Source organism: Streptomyces sp. NPDC040405, assembly GCF_055595765.1.
Map to the genome: position 1 here is coordinate 248,657 of NZ_JBVIVI010000002.1, position 17,190 is coordinate 265,846.

Genomic DNA, 17,190 nt, shown 5'->3' on the forward strand with positions numbered 1-17,190 from the left:
ACGGCCCACGAAGACGTCGCGCTGCGCGAGATGCGCTGGTGGGACATCGATCCGGTGCTGGCGCTCGAAGAGGAGCTGTTCCCCGAGGACGCCTGGTCGCAGGGGATGTTCTGGTCCGAGCTGGCGCACGCCCGCGGCGGCGCCGCGACCCGCCACTACACGGTCGCCGAGGGCGGCGGGGGAATAGTCGGCTACGCCGGGCTGGCCGTCTTCGACCGCACCGGCGACGTCCAGACCATCGCCACCGCCCGCGATCACTGGGGCACCGGCCTCGGCGCCCGCCTCCTCACGGACCTGCTGAGCGCCGCCACCGCCTTCGAATGCCGCGAAGTGCTCCTCGAAGTGCGCGTCGACAACACCCGCGCCCAGCGCCTCTACGAGCGGTTCGGCTTCGAGCCCATCGGCATCCGCAAGGGCTACTACCAGCCCGGCAACGTCGACGCGCTGGTCATGCGCCTGACCGGCCCGGCGGCGACCGTCACGACCCCCTCATCCGTACCAGGAACATCCGTACAAGGAACGAAGAGCCATGGCTGACGAACCGCTCGTCCTCGGCATCGAGACCTCCTGCGACGAGACCGGCGTCGGGATCGTCCGCGGCCACACCCTGCTCGCCGATGCGATCGCCTCCAGCGTCGACGAACACGCCCGCTTCGGCGGCGTCGTCCCCGAGGTCGCCAGCCGCGCCCATCTGGAGGCGATGGTCCCGACGATCCGGCGGGCCCTGAAGGACGCCGGAGTCGCCGCCTCCGACCTCGACGGCATCGCCGTCACCGCCGGTCCCGGCCTCGCGGGCGCCCTGCTCGTCGGCGTCTCGGCCGCCAAGGCGTACGCGTACGCCCTCGGCAAGCCGCTGTACGGCGTCAACCACCTCGCCTCCCACATCTGCGTCGACCAGCTCGAACACGGCGCGCTGCCCGAGCCGACCATGGCGCTGCTGGTCAGCGGCGGCCACTCGTCGCTGCTGCTGGCGCCCGACATCACCGCCGACGTACGGCCGCTGGGCTCGACCATCGACGACGCGGCGGGCGAGGCGTTCGACAAGATCGCCCGGGTGCTCCACCTCGGCTTCCCCGGCGGCCCCGTCATCGACCGCATCGCCCGCGACGGCGACCCGGACGCGATCGCCTTCCCGCGCGGGCTGACCGGGCCGCGCGACGCCGCGTACGACTTCTCCTTCTCCGGCCTCAAGACGGCCGTCGCCCGCTGGATCGAGGCCAAGCGGGCGGCGGGCGAGGAGGTCCCGGTCGCCGACGTCTCGGCCTCCTTCCAGGAGGCGGTGGCCGACGTCCTGACCCGCAAGGCCGTCCGCGCCTGCAAGGACGAGGGCGTCGACCATCTGATGATCGGCGGCGGCGTGGCCGCCAACTCCCGGCTGCGGGCCATGGCCGAGCGCCGCTGCGAGGACGCGGGCATCACGCTGCGCGTGCCGCGGCCCAAGCTGTGCACGGACAACGGCGCGATGGTCGCCGCCCTCGGCGCGGAGATGGTCGCGCGCGGCCGGTCCGCGTCCGCCTGGGACCTGTCGGCGGACTCGTCCCTGCCGGTGACGGACCCCCACGTTCCGGCGCCCGCGCCGCACTCGCACTCACACGATCACGACCACGTCCACGAGTTGAGCCGGAAGAACCTGTACGCATGACCGTCGCCCTGATGTGGGAAGCCCGGGCCGTCGAGGGCCGGGGCGAGGCCCTGCTCGCCTGGGCCGCCGCCCAGCCCCTCGACCCGCCGCCGCTGCGCCGCGAGACCTTCCGCGCCCCCGAGGACCGGGTGCTCGTGATCACGTGGTGGGACGGCACGTACGACACCCCGGGCCTCCCCGAACTCCCCGAGCCGGAACCGGACCTGGCCCGCCGCGCCGTCCACCGATGGCGCTTCGAGTCGGTCGGATAGTCGAACCAGCAGTCGCCTCAGAGATATGACACTCACCTTCACCCGCGCCCCCGGCTCCAAGCGCTACACGCTGTGCCCCCGAGGCTCCGACCCGCTCCATGTGCGCCGCGGCACGCCCGATGGCTTCTCCCTTCCCGAGGGGTGCAAGCCGCGCTTCACCATCGCCGCCGACGCCGTCGGGGCCGCGCCGCTCGCCGTGGTCGTCCGGAAGGGCGACCGTCGTCTCGCCGTGCTCGGCCCCGACCACGAACCCCTGGCCGAACTGCGGCTGCCGCCGCGGAAGAAGCGGTGGCGACCCCGGTACGAGATCCATCTCCCCGACGGGACGGTGCTGCACGGGCGGGAGGGGACGGTGCCGTCGCTGCTCCTGTGCGCGGTGCTGCTGCCGTTGGTCCTGCTGTACCTGGTCGCCCTGGCGCTGTCCGACATGCCCGCCCCTGACATGTGGGCCCCGCTGCGGACGGCCTGGAAACGGCAGGGTGCGCGGCTGGGCCGGGCCGCCATGACCGAGTCCGCGCGTGGCCGGTTCCGGGTCCGGGACGGGGGGCTCGACCACCGGGTGGCGTACGCGCAGGCCGTGGCGAAGCACGGGTGACCCGGCGGCAGGACCGGTGGCCGGGTTCCTGCGCGCCGTGGGGGAATGAAGTTCATGGCTCCGGCAGAACTGAGAGACTGCGTTCCATGACCCCGCCCGACGCCCTGCCGCCGCCCCCGCCCGCTCCGGATCTGCGGCCGTGGCCCGACCGTGCCGGGCTGCTCGCCGACCGGGCGCGCGCGATGGGGACGCTGGCGCGGTGGTACATGGCGCCGCATCGGGCGTTGCTGCTGTGGCTGCTGACGCTGGTGTTCGCGCTGGGGTGGACGCTGGCGGTGTCGGGGTTCCAGTTCCTGGTGACCGGCCAGATCGTCGAGCACATCCTCGGCGTGATCTTCCTCGGGCTGGCGCTGGGCGCCACCGTTCCGTCCAGCCTGGGCCTTGCCTCGGGCATCCGGCGGGACGTGTTCGTCGGCGCGCGGCTGCGGGACTGGGCGGAGCTGGGGCGGGATCCGCAGACGCTGCCGCACTGGCGGGTGTCGGGCAGCGCGCTGCTGTGGCTGCTGCCGTCGCTGCTGCTGTGCTGCCTCGGGCTGGTGCTGGGGGCGTCCACGGCGATGTCCGACCTCGGCGCGGAGACGTTCGGGGTGGCGATGGGGATCGCCGTGGTCTTCGCGGTGGCGGGCGGTCTCGGCCTGCTCAAGGCGATCGGCTACTACCGCCTCGTCAACCGCGAACTCAGCCCCGACGACGCCGAGGACTGAGGGGCGCCGAAGGGTCAGCCGGACGCGTCGGACGACCGCTGGAGCGACTGGAAGCGGTGCAGCAGCTCCAGATAGCGCTCGCCCAGGCTCTCGCCGCGCCGCTTCGTCGCGTCCTCGACGTGCAGCAGCATCTGCCGGACGCGCACCGCGTCCCGGTAGGCGTCCCGCTGGAGCTTCTTGTGCGCGGTCGCCGCGGGGCCCTTGAAGTCGTCGGCGATCGTCTTCGCCAACTGGTCGAGCCCTTGGACCGTTTCCTCCAGATAACGCAGCATCTCCTCCAGATCCTGAAGGAGATCGGACAGCTCCCGATCCGATACTGGCCGCTTCTCGTCACTCATGTTCCATGCACCTGCCACCCTCCGGTCCGGCCCATCAGCGGGATGATCGTGCCATGACCCGGGCCGGTCCGGAGGACTACCCCGCAAGGTGGTCGAACTCGCCCGCCTTGATGGCGTGGAGGAGGGGCCGCAGCTTCGCCGGGGTGGTGGTCATCACGATGCCGGGATCGTCGCTTTCGCGCAGCGCTATGGCGTCGGGGCCCACGGTGGCCAGCTCTATGCAGGAGTTGCCGTCCCCTTGCGTGGAGTAGGAGGACTTCTGCCAGTTGATCTCAGACATTTCCTTGCCTTCAGAGATGTTGGGCCATGCCGTGGATCATGTCACGTGACTCCTTCGGGGGGAGGGTCACTTTCATCGTCCGCGCCAGCACCGCCCGGTGGTTGGTCAGCTGGGTCCCGGCGTCCAGGAACATGGGGCCGTGCGCGGCGTCGAGCTGCACCGTGTCCAGCTGTGGCACCGGGCCCGAGGCATAGGTCATCGATACGCCGGAGACCGGGAACCCGCCCGCCTCGAACGGGATGACCCGCACGGTGACGTTCTCCCGGGTCGAGCCCTCCAGCAGGCTGTCCAGCTGTCTGCGCATGAGCTGCGGCCCGCCGAACCGCAGGCGCAGACATGCCTCGTGGATGATGAAGGTGCACGGCGGAGGATCGTCCCGGTCGAGGATGTCCCGGCGCTTCATGCGATGGGACAGCCGGCGCCTCAGCTCGGGCGGCGACCACGCCGGAACGGCCTCGCCGAGCACGGCCCGTGCGTACTCCTCGGTCTGCAGCAGGCCCGGTAGAAACATCAGCTCGACCACGCGCAGGCTGGTGGCGTAGTACTCCAACTCGGCGAGGTCGAGTCCGCCGGTGGCGATATGGCCCCGGTACTCCTCCCACCAGCCGCCCTTGCGCTCGCGGGTCATGGAGACGAGCGCGTCGACGTAACCGTGGTCGGGGCAGGTGTAGATGGCGGCGAGGGCCCGTACCCGCTCCTCACTCACCCCGAAGCGGGCCAGCTCCAGGTTGGTGATGTGGGTGCGATTGATGCCCAGCCGGTCGGCGGCCTCCTGGATGCTGAGGCCCGCGTCCTCGCGCATCCTTCTCAACTCTGTGCCGAGCCGCACTTGACGCGCGGTCGGGACGCTTCTGGGTGGCATGGCCCTCCGTAACCCTCACGAGGTAATTGTCGGGGAAATTCAACGGGGCCGTAGCAGTTGTTTGCATCGCTGCCCTACCTTGGGTGTCGTTGCCGCTACTGCGCGTTGATCGCTGTAACGGTACGCGCGATATCAGCCCTTTCGCAGGGAGTTGACCCATGGATTCCGACTATGAGTCCGACGACCGTCCACCACGGCGCCCGCCCGCTCCCTCCGAGGACCCGTACGTCTACACGCTCCAGAGCAGCCGGAGCGCGACCTCCGCCAAGGTCTGCCGGGACTTCGTCGCCGTCGTACTGGGCTCCGTGGGGCAGGAGGACCTGGTCGAGGTGGCCACCCTGTGCACGTCCGAGCTGGCCACCAACGCCTTCCTGCACGCCGAGGGCGACTCCCTGACGCTGCGCGTGGCGATCGAGCCTCCCCGCTTCCGCGTGCTCGTCTACGACGCCTCCGCCCAACTCCCCGCCGCCGCCCGCCTCGCCGCCCCCGACCATCTGCGCGGCCGCGGCCTCGGCCTGGTCGCGGCCCTCGCCGACGCCTGGGGCACGGCGGACGCGGACCCGGCGGGGGCGTACGCGAAGGCGGTGTGGTTCGAACTCCGCGAGGGCTAGGCGGCCGGGGCCGGGTGGCCCAGCAGCATCGTGGGGGCGCCCGCCGAGCGGGTGAGGAGGATCGTGCAGGCGTTTCCCCCTTCGAGCCGCAGCTTCTTGCGCAGATGCTCCGGTTCGACGGCGGAGCCGCGCTTCTTGATGGTCGCGATGCCGACCTCGCGCTCCCGCAGCAGCGCCCTGAGCTTCTTCAGGTTGAACGGCAGCACATCGGTGATCTCGTACGCGGTGGCGTACGGCGTCGGGCGCAGCTCGTCCGCCGTGATGTAGGCGATCGTCGGGTCGATGAGGCGGCCGCCGATCCGGGCCGCGACGTCCGCCACGAGGTGGCCGCGGATGACGGCGCCGTCCGGTTCGTACAGCCAGCGGCCGACCGGGCCGGTCTCGGGGTCCGGGAGCTGCCGGGTGCCCAGCAGGGAGTGGCCGGAGGGCAGCAGCGTGGCGCGGCGCATGCTCGGGCGCGCGGTGCCGAACCACAGCACCGCCTCCTTCACGTTCCCGTGGTCCGAGATCCACTCGGCCTCCGCGTCCTCCGGCACCGCCTCGTGCGGAATCCCGGGCGCGATCTTGAGGGCGGCGCGCGGGGTCGTACGGGCGGCCTCGATGGCCCAGGACAGCGGCGGGGAGTACGCCTCGGGGTCGAAGACCCGGCCCCGGCCGCCGCGCCGGGCGGGGTCCACGAACACCGCGTCGTACGACGAGGTGTCGATCCCGGTGACATCGGCGCAGCGCACCTCGATGAGCTGCGACAGGCCCAGCGCGCCGGCGTTGGCCCGGGCGACCGCACAGGTCAGCGGATCGCGGTCGACGGCCAGGACGGTGAGCCCGGCCCGCGCCATCGCGATCGCGTCGCCGCCGATGCCGCAGCACAGATCGGCCACGCGGCGCACCCCGAACCCGGCCAGCCGGTCGGCGCGGTAGGCGGCGACGGAGGTACGGGTGGACTGCTCGACGCCGTTCGGCGTGAAGTACATGCGATGGGCGTCCTCGGCCCCGAACTTGGGCACAGCCCGCTGCCGCAGCTGTGCCTGCGTCAGGGCCGCCGAGACCAGGGCGGCCGGATGGTCACGGCGCAGCCGGGTCGCGATGGCCAGCTCCTGCGCCGGGTCGTAGTTCCGCAACGCGGAGAGCAGCGCCTGCCCCTCGTCGCCGAGCAGTGAGTCGAAGGCGTCAACGTCCACATGGCCCATTCTCCCCGCTCCGGGGAGCGCATCCGTACCCGCGTGTCGCGCGTCCGCGCCCCGTAGAGATGAAGATCGGTTGTGTGATGATGATCAACGCTGGTCTCTCCAGGTGTCTGGTTCTCGCCGCCGCGGCGGCCGTACTCGTCGGCTGCGGTGGCCCCGGGCCGCACGCCAGGACGGGGAAGGCGGCCGGTCACACGCGGTCGGCCTCCCCCTCGTCGCACGCCCTGTCCCGGGCCTCCGGCTCGCCGCCCCCGGACGGCTACCGCCGCTGGGGGCTCGACCGCCCGCTGGACCCGCCGCCCCCGCCCCCGGTCAAGCCCGCGCTCGCGCCGGTGTGGCCGCCGGTGCAGGGGCTGGCGACCGTCATCCGGCAAGTGGCCACCACCGATCGGGTGGTTTTCCTGACGCTCGACGACGGGATCGAGAAGGACCCGGCCTTCATCGACCAGGCCCGGGACCTCGGTCTGCCGTTCACCCAGTTCCTGGAGGACGAGGTGATCGGCGACCACTACGACTACTTCCGCGCGCTGCGCGAACTCGGCAACCGGGTCGGCAACCACACGCTCACCCACCCCAGCCTGGCGGGCAAGGACTACGAGACCCAGCTGCACGAGATCTGCGGCCAGCAGGACGTTCTCCACGAACGCCTCGGGCTGGAGCCCCACCTCTTCCGCCCGCCGTACGGGGACTACGACCGGAACACGCTGGCGGCGGCGGCGGAGTGCGGGCTGAACAAGGCGGTGCTGTGGCGCGCCGAGATGGAGCCCAAGGGGCTCGTGTACCGCTCCGGGAGCGGGCTGCGGCCGGGGGACATCGTGCTCGCGCACTTCCGCGGCCCGGCAGAGCTGGACGGGCACACCATGACCGACATGATCACCGAGCTGCTGCGGGAGGTGCAGGCGCAGGGCTTCACCGTGGCGCGGCTGGAGGACTACATCTGAGCGGCCGGACACCGGACGCCCGTGCGGTCCGCCGCCGCCTCGCTTGGCACTCTGGTTGACGGAGTGCTAACCGCGTCATAATGTCAGGGCTGGCACTCGGCACTGCGGAGTGCCAGCTACACAGCGACGGGCAGGTCCGGCACCCGCGACGACGGATCCACCTGGTCGCCACCTCAGACAGTTAACCCCGTGAGATCTCCGAAGGGGGAGGTCGGATCGTGACGACCGCCAGCTCCAAGGTTGCCATCAAGCCGCTTGAGGACCGCATCGTGGTCCAGGCCGTCGAGGCCGAGCAGACCACGGCCTCTGGCCTGGTCATCCCGGACACCGCCAAGGAGAAGCCCCAGGAGGGCGTCGTCCTGGCCGTCGGCCCGGGCCGTTTCGAGGACGGCAAGCGGCTTCCGCTCGACGTCTCCGTCGGCGACGTCGTGCTCTACAGCAAGTACGGCGGCACCGAGGTGAAGTACAGCGGCGAGGAGTACCTCGTCCTCTCGGCTCGCGACGTCCTCGCGATCGTCGAGAAGTAATCACCGAAGTTTTGCCTTGAGCCGCGCCCCGGTGCCCGTGTCACAGATACCCGGGGTCGGGGCGCGGTTCGTTTTTTTTGACGCGACGGCGGCTGCCTGACGTACGGCGGCCGAGGATCGCAATGAGAGGACATACGCAACCATGGCGAAGATCCTGAAGTTCGACGAGGACGCCCGTCGCGCCCTTGAGCGCGGCGTGAACAAGCTTGCGGACACCGTCAAGGTGACGATCGGCCCCCGCGGCCGCAACGTCGTCATCGACAAGAAGTTCGGTGCTCCGACCATCACCAACGACGGTGTCACGATCGCCCGCGAGGTCGAGGTCGAGGACCCGTACGAGAACCTTGGCGCCCAGCTCGTCAAGGAGGTGGCGACCAAGACCAACGACATCGCGGGTGACGGCACCACCACCGCCACCGTGCTGGCCCAGGCGCTGGTCCGCGAGGGCCTGCGCAACGTGGCCGCCGGTGCCTCCCCGGCCGCCCTGAAGAAGGGCATCGACGCCGCGGTCAAGGCCGTGTCCGAGGACCTCCTCGCGACCGCCAGCCCGATCGACTCCAAGTCCGACATCGCCGCCGTCGCCGGGCTGTCCGCCCAGGACAAGCAGGTCGGCGAGCTGATCGCCGAGGCGATGGACAAGGTCGGCAAGGACGGTGTCATCACCGTCGAGGAGTCCAACACCTTCGGTCTCGAGCTGGACTTCACCGAGGGCATGTCCTTCGACAAGGGCTACCTCTCGCCGTACATGGTGACCGACCAGGAGCGTATGGAGGCCGTCCTCGACGACCCGTACATCCTGATCCACCAGGGCAAGATCGGCTCGATCCAGGACCTGCTGCCGCTGCTGGAGAAGGTCATCCAGGCCGGCGCCAGCAAGCCGCTGCTGATCATCGCCGAGGACGTCGAGGGCGAGGCCCTCTCCACCCTCGTCGTCAACAAGATCCGCGGCACCTTCAACGCCGTCGCCGTGAAGGCCCCCGGCTTCGGTGACCGCCGCAAGGCCATGCTCGGCGACATCGCCACCCTCACCGGTGCCACCGTCATCGCCGAGGAGGTCGGCCTCAAGCTCGACCAGGCCGGTCTGGACGTGCTGGGCACCGCCCGTCGCGTGACCGTCACCAAGGACGACACCACCATCGTCGACGGCGGCGGCAACTCCGACGACGTGGCCGGTCGCATCGCCCAGATCAAGGCCGAGATCGAGTCCACGGACTCCGACTGGGACCGCGAGAAGCTCCAGGAGCGCCTCGCGAAGCTGGCCGGTGGCGTGTGCGTGATCCGCGTGGGCGCGGCCACCGAGGTCGAGCTCAAGGAGAAGAAGCACCGTCTGGAGGACGCCATCTCCGCGACCCGCGCCGCGGTCGAGGAGGGCATCGTCTCCGGTGGTGGCTCCGCGCTCGTCCACGCCGCCAAGGTGCTGGAAGGCGGCCTGGGCAAGGAGGGCGACGAGGCCACCGGTGTCGCCGTCGTCCGCCGCGCCGTCGTCGAGCCGCTGCGCTGGATCGCGGAGAACGCGGGCCTCGAGGGCTACGTCATCACCTCGAAGGTCGCCGAGCTGGAGAAGGGCCACGGCTACAACGCCGCGACCGAGGAGTACGGCGACCTGGTGAAGGCCGGCGTCATCGACCCGGTCAAGGTCACCCGCTCCGCGCTGGAGAACGCCGCGTCCATCGCGTCGCTGCTGCTCACCACCGAGACCCTGGTGGTCGAGAAGCCGGCCGAGGAAGAGGCCGACGCCGGTGGCCACGGCCACGGCCACGCGCACTGACGCGACCCGAGCGCCACGCGAAGGCGCGGCCACCCCGCACGGGGTGACCGCGCCTTCGCGCGTTGGGGGACGTCGCGCGTCCGCGCGGTTGCGCGCCCCGCGATGGGCGCGGGTCTTTGCGCGTCGCGCGGTTGCGCGCCCCGCGGGCGGTGCGAGGCCGCGCCCCGGCCCGCTCGGAGGGCTTGGCCCACTCGCGAGCCCGGTCCGCTCGCGGAGGTTGGCCCGCCCACGGGGCCCGGTCTGCCCACGAGGCCCGCTCCGTTCGTGAGGGCAGGTCCGCCCACGACGCCCGGCCTGCCCACGATGTCCGACCCGCCCACGAGGCCCGGCCTGCTTGCGGTGGTCGGTCTGCCTACGCCGCCCGCCCGTTTCGCGAGGCCCGGTCTGCCCACGGGGCCCGGTCCGTACGCGAGACCTGGTCTGCCCACGGCGGTCGGCTCGGGCCGGTCAGTTCTTGGCCGGGGTGCGGGCCACCTTTGAGGAGACGCCTGCCACCGCCGCCCGCGGCACCAGCTTCGCCAGGCCCGTCATCGCCTTGTACCGCGGGTCCGGAATCGACAGCGACTTCCCTCGCGCGAAATCCTTCAGCGCCGCCGCGACCAGCCGGTCCGGGTCCAGCCACATCCAGCCGGGCACCTTCTCCGGCGTGATCCCCGCCCGGGCGTGGAACTCCGTCCGCACCAGCCCCGGGCACAGCGCCATCAGCCGCACCCCCGACCGCGCCAGATCCTTCGCCGCGCCCTGCGTGAACTGCACGACCCACGCCTTGCTCGCCCCGTACGTCCCGCGAGGGAAGAACGCGGCGACCGAGGCCACGTTGATCACCCCGCCGCGTCCGCGCGCCCGCATCGTCTTGGCAGCGGCGCTGGTCAGCCGCAGCACCGCCTCGCAGTGCAGCTTCAGCATCCGCAGCTCATCGGTGAGCGGCGCCTCCAGATAGCGGCCGTTGTTGCCGAAACCGGCGTTGTTGACGAGCAGATCGACCGGATGTGTACGGTCCCCCAAGCGCTCCTCGACCGCGGCGATACCGGCGTCCTCGGACAGGTCGGCGCGCAGCACCTCCGCCTCGACCCCGTGCCGGTCGTGGAGGTCGGCGGCCTGGTCCCGGAGCCGTTTCTCGTCGCGGGACACCAGCACCAGGTTGTGCCCGTCAGCCGCGAGCCGACTCGCGAAGGCGGACCCGATGCCCGCCGTGGTTCCGGTAATCAATGCAGTCGTCATACGCGCACGTTATCGGCCAGGAGATCACTCCGCGCCCGGGCGCCGCGGCCCCGGACGGCCCGCCCGCGCCCGTACCCCGTCAAAGCACTGGCGCGATATTCCGGTCCGCACCCAAGTGCCCCTTATGCTCGGAGGCATGATCGAGGCTCGTCATCTGAGGGTGCTGCGCGCGGTGGCCACCACCGGATCCTTCTCCGCCGCCGCCCGCGAGCTGGGCTGCACCCAGCCGGCCGTCAGCCAGCAGATGAAGGCCCTGGAGCAGTCCACGGGGACGCCGCTGCTGATCCGTACCGGCCGGGAGATGCGGCTGACCGAGGCGGGCGAGGCGCTCGTACGGCACGCGGCGGGCATCCTGGCCGGGCTGACCGCCGCCGAGGAGGAGGTCGCGGCGCTCGCCGGGCTGCGGGCCGGGCGGGTGCGGCTGGTGTCGTTCCCCAGCGGCAGCTCGACGCTGGTGCCGACCGCGCTCGCCGGGCTGCGCGCCGACCACCCGGGGACGCGGGTCTCCCTGGTGGAGGCCGAGCCGCCGCGTTCGGTGGAGATGCTGCGCGGCGGCGACTGCGAGATCGCGCTCGCCTTCCGGTATCCGCAGGCCGCGGCGGACGCGGACCCGGCGGCGGGATGGGACGACCTGGTGGTGCGGCCGCTGCTGCGGGACCGGCTGGTGGTCATGGTCCCGCACGATCACCGGCTGGCCGGGTCCGGGACGGTGGGGATCGGGGAGCTGGCCGAGGAGCCCTGGATCGCGGGCTGCCCGCGGTGCCGTCGCCATCTGGTGGAGGTGTGCGAGGCCGAGGGCTTCACCCCGCGGATCGACTTCGCGACGGACGACTATCCGGCGGTGGTCGGGCTGGTGGGGGCCGGGCTCGGGGTCGCGGTGCTGCCGGAGCTGGCGGTGGAGTGCGTACGGGCCAAGGGAACGGCGACGCTGGAGGTCAAGCCCGAGGTGCGGCGCGAGGTGGTGGCGCTGACGCTGCCGGATCTGGCGCGGGTGCCCGCGGTGGCGGCGACCCTGGACCGGCTGGAACAGGCGGCCCGGCGCTGACGCGCCGACCTGCTGGCGCACTGCCGTACTGACGCGCTGACGTGCGAAAACCCGCTGATCGTCGGTGAGCACGGTCGGCGGTGAGGCTGGTGGAACGTTTCTTCAGGGCGCGGGGGAATCGGGGTCCGGGTCAGGCCCCCGGGGCTCCCGAGGAGGCGACCGTGCGATGGCGGGCCCGCCCCATCAGCTCCTCGCGCTCGTCCTCGGTCAGTCCGCCCCATACCCCGTACGGCTCGCGCACGGCCAGCGCGTGGGCCGCGCACTGCGCGCGTACCGGGCAGCGCATGCACACCTCTTTCGCCGACATCTCGCGCGCGCTGCGGGCGGCACCGCGCTCCCCTTCCGGGTGGAAGAAGAGCGAGCTGTCGACACCGCGGCACGCCGCCAGGAGCTGCCAGTCCCACAGATCGGCGTTCGGACCGGGAAGACGGGAGAAATCTGCCATTGCCTTGTCTCCTCGAAGCGATCGGCTGCGGACGCTGTGTCCCGGGTCGTACACCTACTGTGTAAGTAGATGTAAATATGACTCATTGCGAATCTAGCCACACAGACCGGCAAATTGGAAGCAAGGTCGCCAAATGCCACCGAAGGGGATGACCTTTGGGGGAGACGTGACAAGGCGCGACCTGCGCGGGGAAGCGCCTCCGTGTCCGAGGGCTCACGTAGAGTGTCGAAGGTGGCCGCCGAACCCCGTAACTCTTTCGGGTGACCGTCGTTGAGAGTGCGGAGGCGGTTGATGGGTAAAGCTCTCGGACACATATCCGGGGCTGTCAATCGCTCAGGTGACGATATGTACCAGCCTGGAGGCTCAAGGTGACGCGCATCAGCTGCGGAGGGCGGCCATGACATCCGTCCTCGTCTGCGACGACTCCCCGCTCGCCCGAGAAGCGCTGCGCCGCGCGGTGGCGACGGTGCCCGGCGTCGAGCGGGTGACGACGGCGGCCAACGGCGAGGAAGTCCTCCGCCGATGGGGCGCCGACCGCTCGGATCTGATTCTGATGGACGTGCGCATGCCCGGCCTCGGCGGAGTCGAGACCGTGCGTCGGCTGCTCTCCGCCGACCCCGGCGCCCGGATCATCATGCTCACGGTCGCCGAGGACCTCGACGGGGTCGCGCTGGCCGTGGCCGCGGGCGCCCGCGGCTATCTACACAAGGACGCTTCGCGCGCCGAGCTGCGCGCGACCGTGACACAGGCGCTCGCCGACCCGACCTGGCGGCTCGCCCCGCGTCGGCTGCGCTCCGCCGAGATGGGCGCCGCGCCGACGCTCACCGCGCGGGAGATCCAGGTGCTGGAGGGTATGAGCCACGGCCGGTCCAACGCAGAGATCGGCCGTGAGCTCTTCCTCTCCGAGGACACGGTCAAGACGCACGCCCGCCGGCTGTTCAAGAAGCTCGGCGCGTCCGACCGGGCCCATGCGGTGGCCCTCGGATTCCGCTGGGGCCTGGTCCGCTAGGCGGGCCGGGTCCGTATCGACGGTCCATCGACATGCAGCGCAGCGGGGGCGCTACGACCCCCGCCCGCCTGGTGGCGGGCGGGGCGAAGGCGTGCGCGGCGCCCGCCGTGACGGCGGCTTGTACCGGTTCCCCGCGCGATGCCGCATCCTTGAAGGTGTGGAGTTCCTCGGGGACGAGTCGGTCGGGCGTGAGGGGAGAGCGCAGGACGTGACGACTACCGGCGCACCTGCTCATAACGCTTCAGCGCACAACTATGGACGTGATGCCACGGAGCCGCCGGGCCCAAGGCACCATGGACGAATGCGCGACGACGAGAGTCCAGGGCCACCCAAGGGCGGCAGCCCGGGGGCGCCAGGGGCGATTGGCGCTCTCGTCGGGCGCGCGGTCGAGGGGGATGAGCAGGCCACTCACGACTTGTTGGCCCATGTCCATCCGCTCGCCCTGCGCTACTGCCGCACCCGGCTGTCCCGACTGCCGGGTGACGCTCGTCATTTCGTGGACGACCTGGCGCAGGAGGTCTGCCTCGCGGTGCTGTGCGCGCTGCCGCGCTACCGCGACACCGGCAAACCCTTCGAGGCGTTCGTGGTGGCCATCGCCTCCCACAAGGTCGCCGATCTGCAGCGAGCCGCCATGCGCCACCCCGGTTCCACGGCGGTGCCCTCGGACGAGATGCCGGAGCAGCCGGACGATTCGCTGGGCCCCGAGGAGCGGGCGCTGCTGAGCAGCGACGCGGAATGGGCCAAGAAGCTGCTCGCGAACCTTCCGGAGAATCAGCGCGAGCTGGTGCTGCTGCGGGTCGCCGTCGGGCTTACGGCGGAGGAGACCGGGCAGATGCTCGGCATGTCGCCGGGCGCGGTGCGGGTCGCCCAGCACCGGGCGCTGAGCCGGTTGCGCGCGCTGGCCGAACAGTAGCGCGAGCGGTCGCTCCGGGCGGCATCACCAGCGGTATTCGTCGGTTGTCCACAGGCGGAATGTGACACCGGGGATGGCCGTTAGCATGGGAGTCCGCGCTGGGGCAAGACCATTTGGAAGGGTGTCATGACTGACAACGTCGACGGAGTGCCTGAGAAGTTCGCGATGCTCGGGCTGACGTACGACGACGTGCTGCTGCTGCCGGGCGCCTCCGAGGTGCTGCCGAACGCGGTCGACACCTCGTCCAGGGTCTCCCGGAACGTCCGGGTGAACGTGCCGCTGCTCTCCGCCGCCATGGACAAGGTCACCGAGGCCCGGATGGCCATCGCCATGGCCCGCCAGGGCGGCGCGGGCGTGCTGCACCGCAACCTGTCCATCGAGGACCAGGCCAACCAGGTCGACCTGGTCAAGCGGTCCGAGTCCGGCATGGTCACCGACCCGATCACGGTCCGGCCGGACGCCACGCTGCACGAGGCGGACGCGCTGTGCGCGAAGTTCCGCATCAGCGGTGTGCCGGTCACCGACGCCGCGGGCAAGCTGCTGGGCATCGTCACCAACCGGGACATGGCGTTCGAGGTCGACCGGGGCCGTCAGGTCCGCGAGGTCATGACGCCGATGCCGCTGGTCACCGGCAAGGTCGGCATCTCCGGTGACGACGCGATGCAGCTGCTGCGCCGCCACAAGATCGAGAAGCTGCCGCTGGTCGACGACGCGGGCGTGCTCAAGGGCCTGATCACGGTCAAGGACTTCGTGAAGGCCGAGCAGTACCCGAACGCGGCGAAGGACGACGAGGGCCGCCTGGTCGTCGGCGCGGCCGTCGGCGTCGGCGACGAGGCGTTCGACCGGGCGCAGGCGCTGGTCGAGGCCGGGGCCGACTTCCTGGTGGTCGACAGCGCCCATGGGCACAGCCGGGGCATCCTCGACATGATCGCCAAGGTCAAGTCCAACGTCCCGATCGACGTGGTCGGCGGCAATGTCGCCACCCGCGACGGCGCCCAGGCCCTGATCGACGCCGGTGTGGACGGGGTCAAGGTCGGCGTCGGCCCGGGCTCCATCTGCACCACCCGGGTGGTCGCGGGCATCGGCGTCCCGCAGGTCACCGCGATCTACGAGGCGGCCCGCGCGTGCCAGGCGGCCGGTGTGCCGCTCATCGGCGACGGCGGTCTGCAGTTCTCCGGTGACATCGCCAAGGCGATCGCGGCCGGTGCGGACACGGTGATGCTGGGCAGCCTGCTGGCCGGGTGCGAGGAGTCGCCGGGCGAGATGGTCTTCATCAACGGCAAGCAGTTCAAGTCCTACCGGGGCATGGGCTCGCTGGGCGCGATGCAGACCCGCGGCCAGGCCCGCTCGTTCTCCAAGGACCGCTACTTCCAGGACAACGTGCTCTCCGAGGACAAGCTCGTCCCCGAGGGCATCGAGGGCCAGGTGCCCTACCGCGGCCCGCTGGCCTCGGTCGCCCATCAGCTGGTCGGCGGCCTGCGGGCCTCCATGGGCTACGTCGGCTCGGCGTCGGTCGCGGAGCTGAAGGAGAAGGGCCGCTTCGTGCGGATCACCTCCGCGGGCCTCAAGGAGAGCCACCCGCACGACGTCCAGATGGTCTCCGAGGCGCCGAACTACTCCGGCCGTTAACCCGCGCGACCCCCGCGCGACGGGCTCCGCGCGGGGGGTGGCGATACTGGTACGGCAGAACAAGCCAGCGAAAGGCACCCCACGTGACTGAGATCGAGATCGGGCGCGGCAAGCGCGGCCGCAGGGCGTACGCGTTCGACGACATCGCCGTCGTGCCGAGTCGTCGTACCCGGGACCCGAAGGAGGTCTCGATCGCCTGGCAGATCGACGCCTACCGCTTCGAGCTCCCGTTCCTGGCCGCCCCGATGGACTCGGTGGTCTCCCCGCAGACCGCGATCCGCATCGGCGAGCTGGGCGGCCTCGGGGTGCTCAACCTCGAGGGGCTGTGGACCCGGTACGAGGACCCGGAGCCGCTGCTCGCCGAGATCGCCGAGCTGGACGAGCGCGCCGCGACCCGCCGCCTCCAGGAGATCTACGCCGAGCCGATCAAGGAAGAGCTGATCGGGCAGCGGCTGAAGGAGGTGCGCGACTCGGGTGTGGTCACCGCCGCCGCCCTGTCGCCGCAGCGCACCGCGCAGTTCTCCAAGGCCGTGGTGGACGCCGGGGTCGACATCTTCGTCATCCGCGGCACCACCGTCTCGGCCGAGCACGTCTCGGGCGCCGCCGAGCCGCTGAACCTCAAGCAGTTCATCTACGAGCTGGACGTCCCGGTCATCGTGGGCGGCTGCGCCACCTACACCGCCGCGCTGCACCTCATGCGCACCGGCGCGGCCGGGGTGCTCGTCGGGTTCGGCGGCGGCGCCGCCCACACCACCCGCAATGTGCTGGGCATCCAGGTGCCGATGGCCACGGCGGTGGCCGATGTCGCCGCCGCCCGCCGGGACTACATGGACGAGTCCGGCGGCCGCTATGTGCATGTGATCGCGGACGGCGGCGTCGGCTGGAGCGGCGATCTGCCGAAGGCCATCGCGTGCGGCGCCGACTCGGTGATGATCGGTTCGCCGCTGGCCCGGGCCACGGACTCGCCGGGCCGTGGCCACCACTGGGGCATGGAGGCCGTGCACGACGAGGTGCCGCGCGGCAAGCGCATGAACCTGGGCGTGGTCGGCACGACCGAGGAGGTCCTGCTCGGCCCCTCGCACACCCCGGACGGTTCGATGAACTTCTTCGGCGCCCTGCGCCGGGCGATGGCGACGACCGGCTACTCGGAGCTGAAGGAGTTCCAGCGCGTCGAGGTGACGGTGGCCCCGTCCAACGACAAGCGCTGAGCGCACCTCGGCAGACA

At 71.3% G+C, this 17,190-nt stretch carries 20 protein-coding genes; 14 read left to right on the forward strand and 6 right to left on the reverse strand.

Features of this window, described 5'->3' with window-relative positions; translation table 11 throughout:
• The first annotated feature begins 30 nt into the window (after positions 1-30).
• The 5 genes from rimI (at position 31) to ACZ59A_RS08455 (ending at position 3,192) form a co-directional block, all read left to right on the forward strand.
• The gene (gene rimI, locus ACZ59A_RS08435) at positions 31-537 is read left to right on the forward strand and encodes a ribosomal protein S18-alanine N-acetyltransferase (protein ID WP_470957808.1); all 507 of its coding nucleotides are present in this window, start codon (positions 31-33) and stop codon (positions 535-537) included.
• Positions 530-1,642 (forward strand): tRNA (adenosine(37)-N6)-threonylcarbamoyltransferase complex transferase subunit TsaD, encoded by a 1,113-nt coding sequence (gene tsaD, locus ACZ59A_RS08440; protein ID WP_470955227.1) that lies wholly within the window; start codon positions 530-532, stop codon positions 1,640-1,642. The genes rimI and tsaD overlap by 8 nt, the downstream gene beginning before the upstream one ends.
• Positions 1,639-1,893 (forward strand): hypothetical protein, encoded by a 255-nt coding sequence (locus tag ACZ59A_RS08445; RefSeq protein ID WP_470955230.1) that lies wholly within the window; start codon positions 1,639-1,641, stop codon positions 1,891-1,893. Before tsaD ends, ACZ59A_RS08445 begins: the two co-directional genes overlap by 4 nt.
• Positions 1,894-1,918: 25 nt before the next feature.
• Positions 1,919-2,488, forward strand: coding sequence for a hypothetical protein (locus ACZ59A_RS08450; protein ID WP_470955233.1), 570 nt, complete (start codon positions 1,919-1,921; stop codon positions 2,486-2,488).
• An 86-nt stretch (positions 2,489-2,574) separates the two neighbouring features.
• The gene (locus tag ACZ59A_RS08455) at positions 2,575-3,192 is read left to right on the forward strand and encodes a hypothetical protein (RefSeq protein WP_468049030.1); all 618 of its coding nucleotides are present in this window, start codon (positions 2,575-2,577) and stop codon (positions 3,190-3,192) included.
• Between the two features lie 14 nt (positions 3,193-3,206).
• On the opposite strand, the gene ACZ59A_RS08460 is transcribed toward ACZ59A_RS08455, so the two are convergent.
• The 3 genes from ACZ59A_RS08460 to ACZ59A_RS08470 all read right to left on the reverse strand — a co-directional run bounded on the left by ACZ59A_RS08460 (position 3,207) and on the right by ACZ59A_RS08470 (position 4,672).
• Positions 3,207-3,530, reverse strand: coding sequence for a hypothetical protein (locus tag ACZ59A_RS08460; protein WP_470955235.1), 324 nt, complete (start codon positions 3,528-3,530; stop codon positions 3,207-3,209).
• 76 nt (positions 3,531-3,606) lie between these two features.
• Positions 3,607-3,810 (reverse strand): DUF397 domain-containing protein, encoded by a 204-nt coding sequence (locus tag ACZ59A_RS08465; RefSeq protein WP_470955237.1) that lies wholly within the window; start codon positions 3,808-3,810, stop codon positions 3,607-3,609.
• Between the two features lie 10 nt (positions 3,811-3,820).
• Positions 3,821-4,672, reverse strand: a complete 852-nt coding sequence (locus tag ACZ59A_RS08470; RefSeq protein ID WP_470955240.1) for a helix-turn-helix domain-containing protein — start codon at positions 4,670-4,672, stop codon at positions 3,821-3,823.
• A gap of 158 nt (positions 4,673-4,830) precedes the next feature.
• Between ACZ59A_RS08470 and ACZ59A_RS08475 the strand changes: the two genes are divergently transcribed.
• Entirely contained in the window at positions 4,831-5,283 is a 453-nt protein-coding gene (locus ACZ59A_RS08475; RefSeq protein WP_470955243.1) for an ATP-binding protein, read from the forward strand.
• Here the strand turns inward: ACZ59A_RS08475 and ACZ59A_RS08480 are convergent.
• Positions 5,280-6,470: a THUMP-like domain-containing protein gene (locus ACZ59A_RS08480; RefSeq protein ID WP_470955246.1), complete on the reverse strand. Its 1,191-nt coding sequence runs from the start codon at positions 6,468-6,470 to the stop codon at positions 5,280-5,282. The genes ACZ59A_RS08475 and ACZ59A_RS08480 overlap by 4 nt on opposite strands.
• A 77-nt stretch (positions 6,471-6,547) precedes the next feature.
• Between ACZ59A_RS08480 and ACZ59A_RS08485 the strand changes: the two genes are divergently transcribed.
• The 3 genes from ACZ59A_RS08485 (at position 6,548) to groL (ending at position 9,703) form a co-directional block, all read left to right on the forward strand.
• Positions 6,548-7,408, forward strand: a complete 861-nt coding sequence (locus ACZ59A_RS08485; RefSeq protein ID WP_470957810.1) for a polysaccharide deacetylase family protein — start codon at positions 6,548-6,550, stop codon at positions 7,406-7,408.
• A gap of 218 nt (positions 7,409-7,626) precedes the next feature.
• Entirely contained in the window at positions 7,627-7,935 is a 309-nt protein-coding gene (groES, locus tag ACZ59A_RS08490) for a co-chaperone GroES (protein ID WP_009715799.1), read from the forward strand.
• A 142-nt stretch (positions 7,936-8,077) separates the two neighbouring features.
• The gene (gene groL, locus ACZ59A_RS08495; RefSeq protein WP_468049018.1) at positions 8,078-9,703 is read left to right on the forward strand and encodes a chaperonin GroEL; all 1,626 of its coding nucleotides are present in this window, start codon (positions 8,078-8,080) and stop codon (positions 9,701-9,703) included.
• A gap of 447 nt (positions 9,704-10,150) precedes the next feature.
• Here groL and ACZ59A_RS08500 read toward each other — a convergent pair whose 3' ends face one another.
• A complete protein-coding gene (locus ACZ59A_RS08500; RefSeq protein ID WP_470955249.1) occupies positions 10,151-10,924 on the reverse strand; it encodes an SDR family NAD(P)-dependent oxidoreductase in 774 nt (257 codons plus the stop codon).
• Positions 10,925-11,060: 136 nt separating this feature from the next.
• On the opposite strand from ACZ59A_RS08500, the gene ACZ59A_RS08505 reads away from it, so the two are divergent.
• Positions 11,061-11,969 carry a LysR family transcriptional regulator gene (locus ACZ59A_RS08505; protein ID WP_468049015.1) on the forward strand — a complete coding sequence of 303 codons (909 nt, stop codon included), beginning with the start codon at positions 11,061-11,063 and terminating at the stop codon, positions 11,967-11,969.
• Between the two features lie 130 nt (positions 11,970-12,099).
• Here ACZ59A_RS08505 and ACZ59A_RS08510 read toward each other — a convergent pair whose 3' ends face one another.
• A complete protein-coding gene (locus tag ACZ59A_RS08510; protein ID WP_009715795.1) occupies positions 12,100-12,414 on the reverse strand; it encodes a WhiB family transcriptional regulator in 315 nt (104 codons plus the stop codon).
• Positions 12,415-12,811: 397 nt separating this feature from the next.
• On the opposite strand from ACZ59A_RS08510, the gene ACZ59A_RS08515 reads away from it, so the two are divergent.
• From ACZ59A_RS08515 to ACZ59A_RS08530, 4 genes are all read left to right on the forward strand, one after another.
• Positions 12,812-13,423, forward strand: coding sequence for a response regulator transcription factor (locus ACZ59A_RS08515; RefSeq protein ID WP_003948568.1), 612 nt, complete (start codon positions 12,812-12,814; stop codon positions 13,421-13,423).
• A gap of 301 nt (positions 13,424-13,724) precedes the next feature.
• Positions 13,725-14,336, forward strand: a complete 612-nt coding sequence (locus ACZ59A_RS08520) for a sigma-70 family RNA polymerase sigma factor (RefSeq protein WP_009715794.1) — start codon at positions 13,725-13,727, stop codon at positions 14,334-14,336.
• 126 nt (positions 14,337-14,462) lie between these two features.
• On the forward strand, positions 14,463-15,965 hold the full coding sequence (gene guaB / locus ACZ59A_RS08525) for an IMP dehydrogenase (RefSeq protein WP_470955252.1): 1,503 nt from the start codon (positions 14,463-14,465) through the stop codon (positions 15,963-15,965).
• 83 nt (positions 15,966-16,048) lie between these two features.
• Positions 16,049-17,173 (forward strand): GuaB3 family IMP dehydrogenase-related protein, encoded by a 1,125-nt coding sequence (locus tag ACZ59A_RS08530; protein ID WP_468049011.1) that lies wholly within the window; start codon positions 16,049-16,051, stop codon positions 17,171-17,173.
• Positions 17,174-17,190 lie beyond the last annotated feature (17 nt).

What these genes read in the sequence shown, in the direction of transcription:
- rimI (WP_470957808.1), top strand. Translation starts at nt 31, where the DNA reads ATGCGCTGGTGGGACATCGATCCGGTGCTGGCGCTCGAAGAGGAGCTG.
- tsaD (WP_470955227.1), top strand. Translation starts at nt 530, where the DNA reads ATGGCTGACGAACCGCTCGTCCTCGGCATCGAGACCTCCTGCGACGAG.
- ACZ59A_RS08445 (WP_470955230.1), top strand. Translation starts at nt 1,639, where the DNA reads ATGACCGTCGCCCTGATGTGGGAAGCCCGGGCCGTCGAGGGCCGGGGC.
- ACZ59A_RS08450 (WP_470955233.1), top strand. Translation starts at nt 1,919, where the DNA reads ATGACACTCACCTTCACCCGCGCCCCCGGCTCCAAGCGCTACACGCTG.
- ACZ59A_RS08455 (WP_468049030.1), top strand. Translation starts at nt 2,575, where the DNA reads ATGACCCCGCCCGACGCCCTGCCGCCGCCCCCGCCCGCTCCGGATCTG.
- ACZ59A_RS08460 (WP_470955235.1), bottom strand. Translation starts at nt 3,530, where the DNA reads ATGAGTGACGAGAAGCGGCCAGTATCGGATCGGGAGCTGTCCGATCTC.
- ACZ59A_RS08465 (WP_470955237.1), bottom strand. Translation starts at nt 3,810, where the DNA reads ATGTCTGAGATCAACTGGCAGAAGTCCTCCTACTCCACGCAAGGGGAC.
- ACZ59A_RS08470 (WP_470955240.1), bottom strand. Translation starts at nt 4,672, where the DNA reads ATGCCACCCAGAAGCGTCCCGACCGCGCGTCAAGTGCGGCTCGGCACA.
- ACZ59A_RS08475 (WP_470955243.1), top strand. Translation starts at nt 4,831, where the DNA reads ATGGATTCCGACTATGAGTCCGACGACCGTCCACCACGGCGCCCGCCC.
- ACZ59A_RS08480 (WP_470955246.1), bottom strand. Translation starts at nt 6,470, where the DNA reads ATGGGCCATGTGGACGTTGACGCCTTCGACTCACTGCTCGGCGACGAG.
- ACZ59A_RS08485 (WP_470957810.1), top strand. Translation starts at nt 6,548, where the DNA reads ATGATGATCAACGCTGGTCTCTCCAGGTGTCTGGTTCTCGCCGCCGCG.
- groL (WP_468049018.1), top strand. Translation starts at nt 8,078, where the DNA reads ATGGCGAAGATCCTGAAGTTCGACGAGGACGCCCGTCGCGCCCTTGAG.
- ACZ59A_RS08500 (WP_470955249.1), bottom strand. Translation starts at nt 10,924, where the DNA reads ATGACGACTGCATTGATTACCGGAACCACGGCGGGCATCGGGTCCGCC.
- ACZ59A_RS08505 (WP_468049015.1), top strand. Translation starts at nt 11,061, where the DNA reads ATGATCGAGGCTCGTCATCTGAGGGTGCTGCGCGCGGTGGCCACCACC.
- ACZ59A_RS08510 (WP_009715795.1), bottom strand. Translation starts at nt 12,414, where the DNA reads ATGGCAGATTTCTCCCGTCTTCCCGGTCCGAACGCCGATCTGTGGGAC.
- ACZ59A_RS08515 (WP_003948568.1), top strand. Translation starts at nt 12,812, where the DNA reads ATGACATCCGTCCTCGTCTGCGACGACTCCCCGCTCGCCCGAGAAGCG.
- ACZ59A_RS08520 (WP_009715794.1), top strand. Translation starts at nt 13,725, where the DNA reads ATGCGCGACGACGAGAGTCCAGGGCCACCCAAGGGCGGCAGCCCGGGG.
- guaB (WP_470955252.1), top strand. Translation starts at nt 14,463, where the DNA reads ATGACTGACAACGTCGACGGAGTGCCTGAGAAGTTCGCGATGCTCGGG.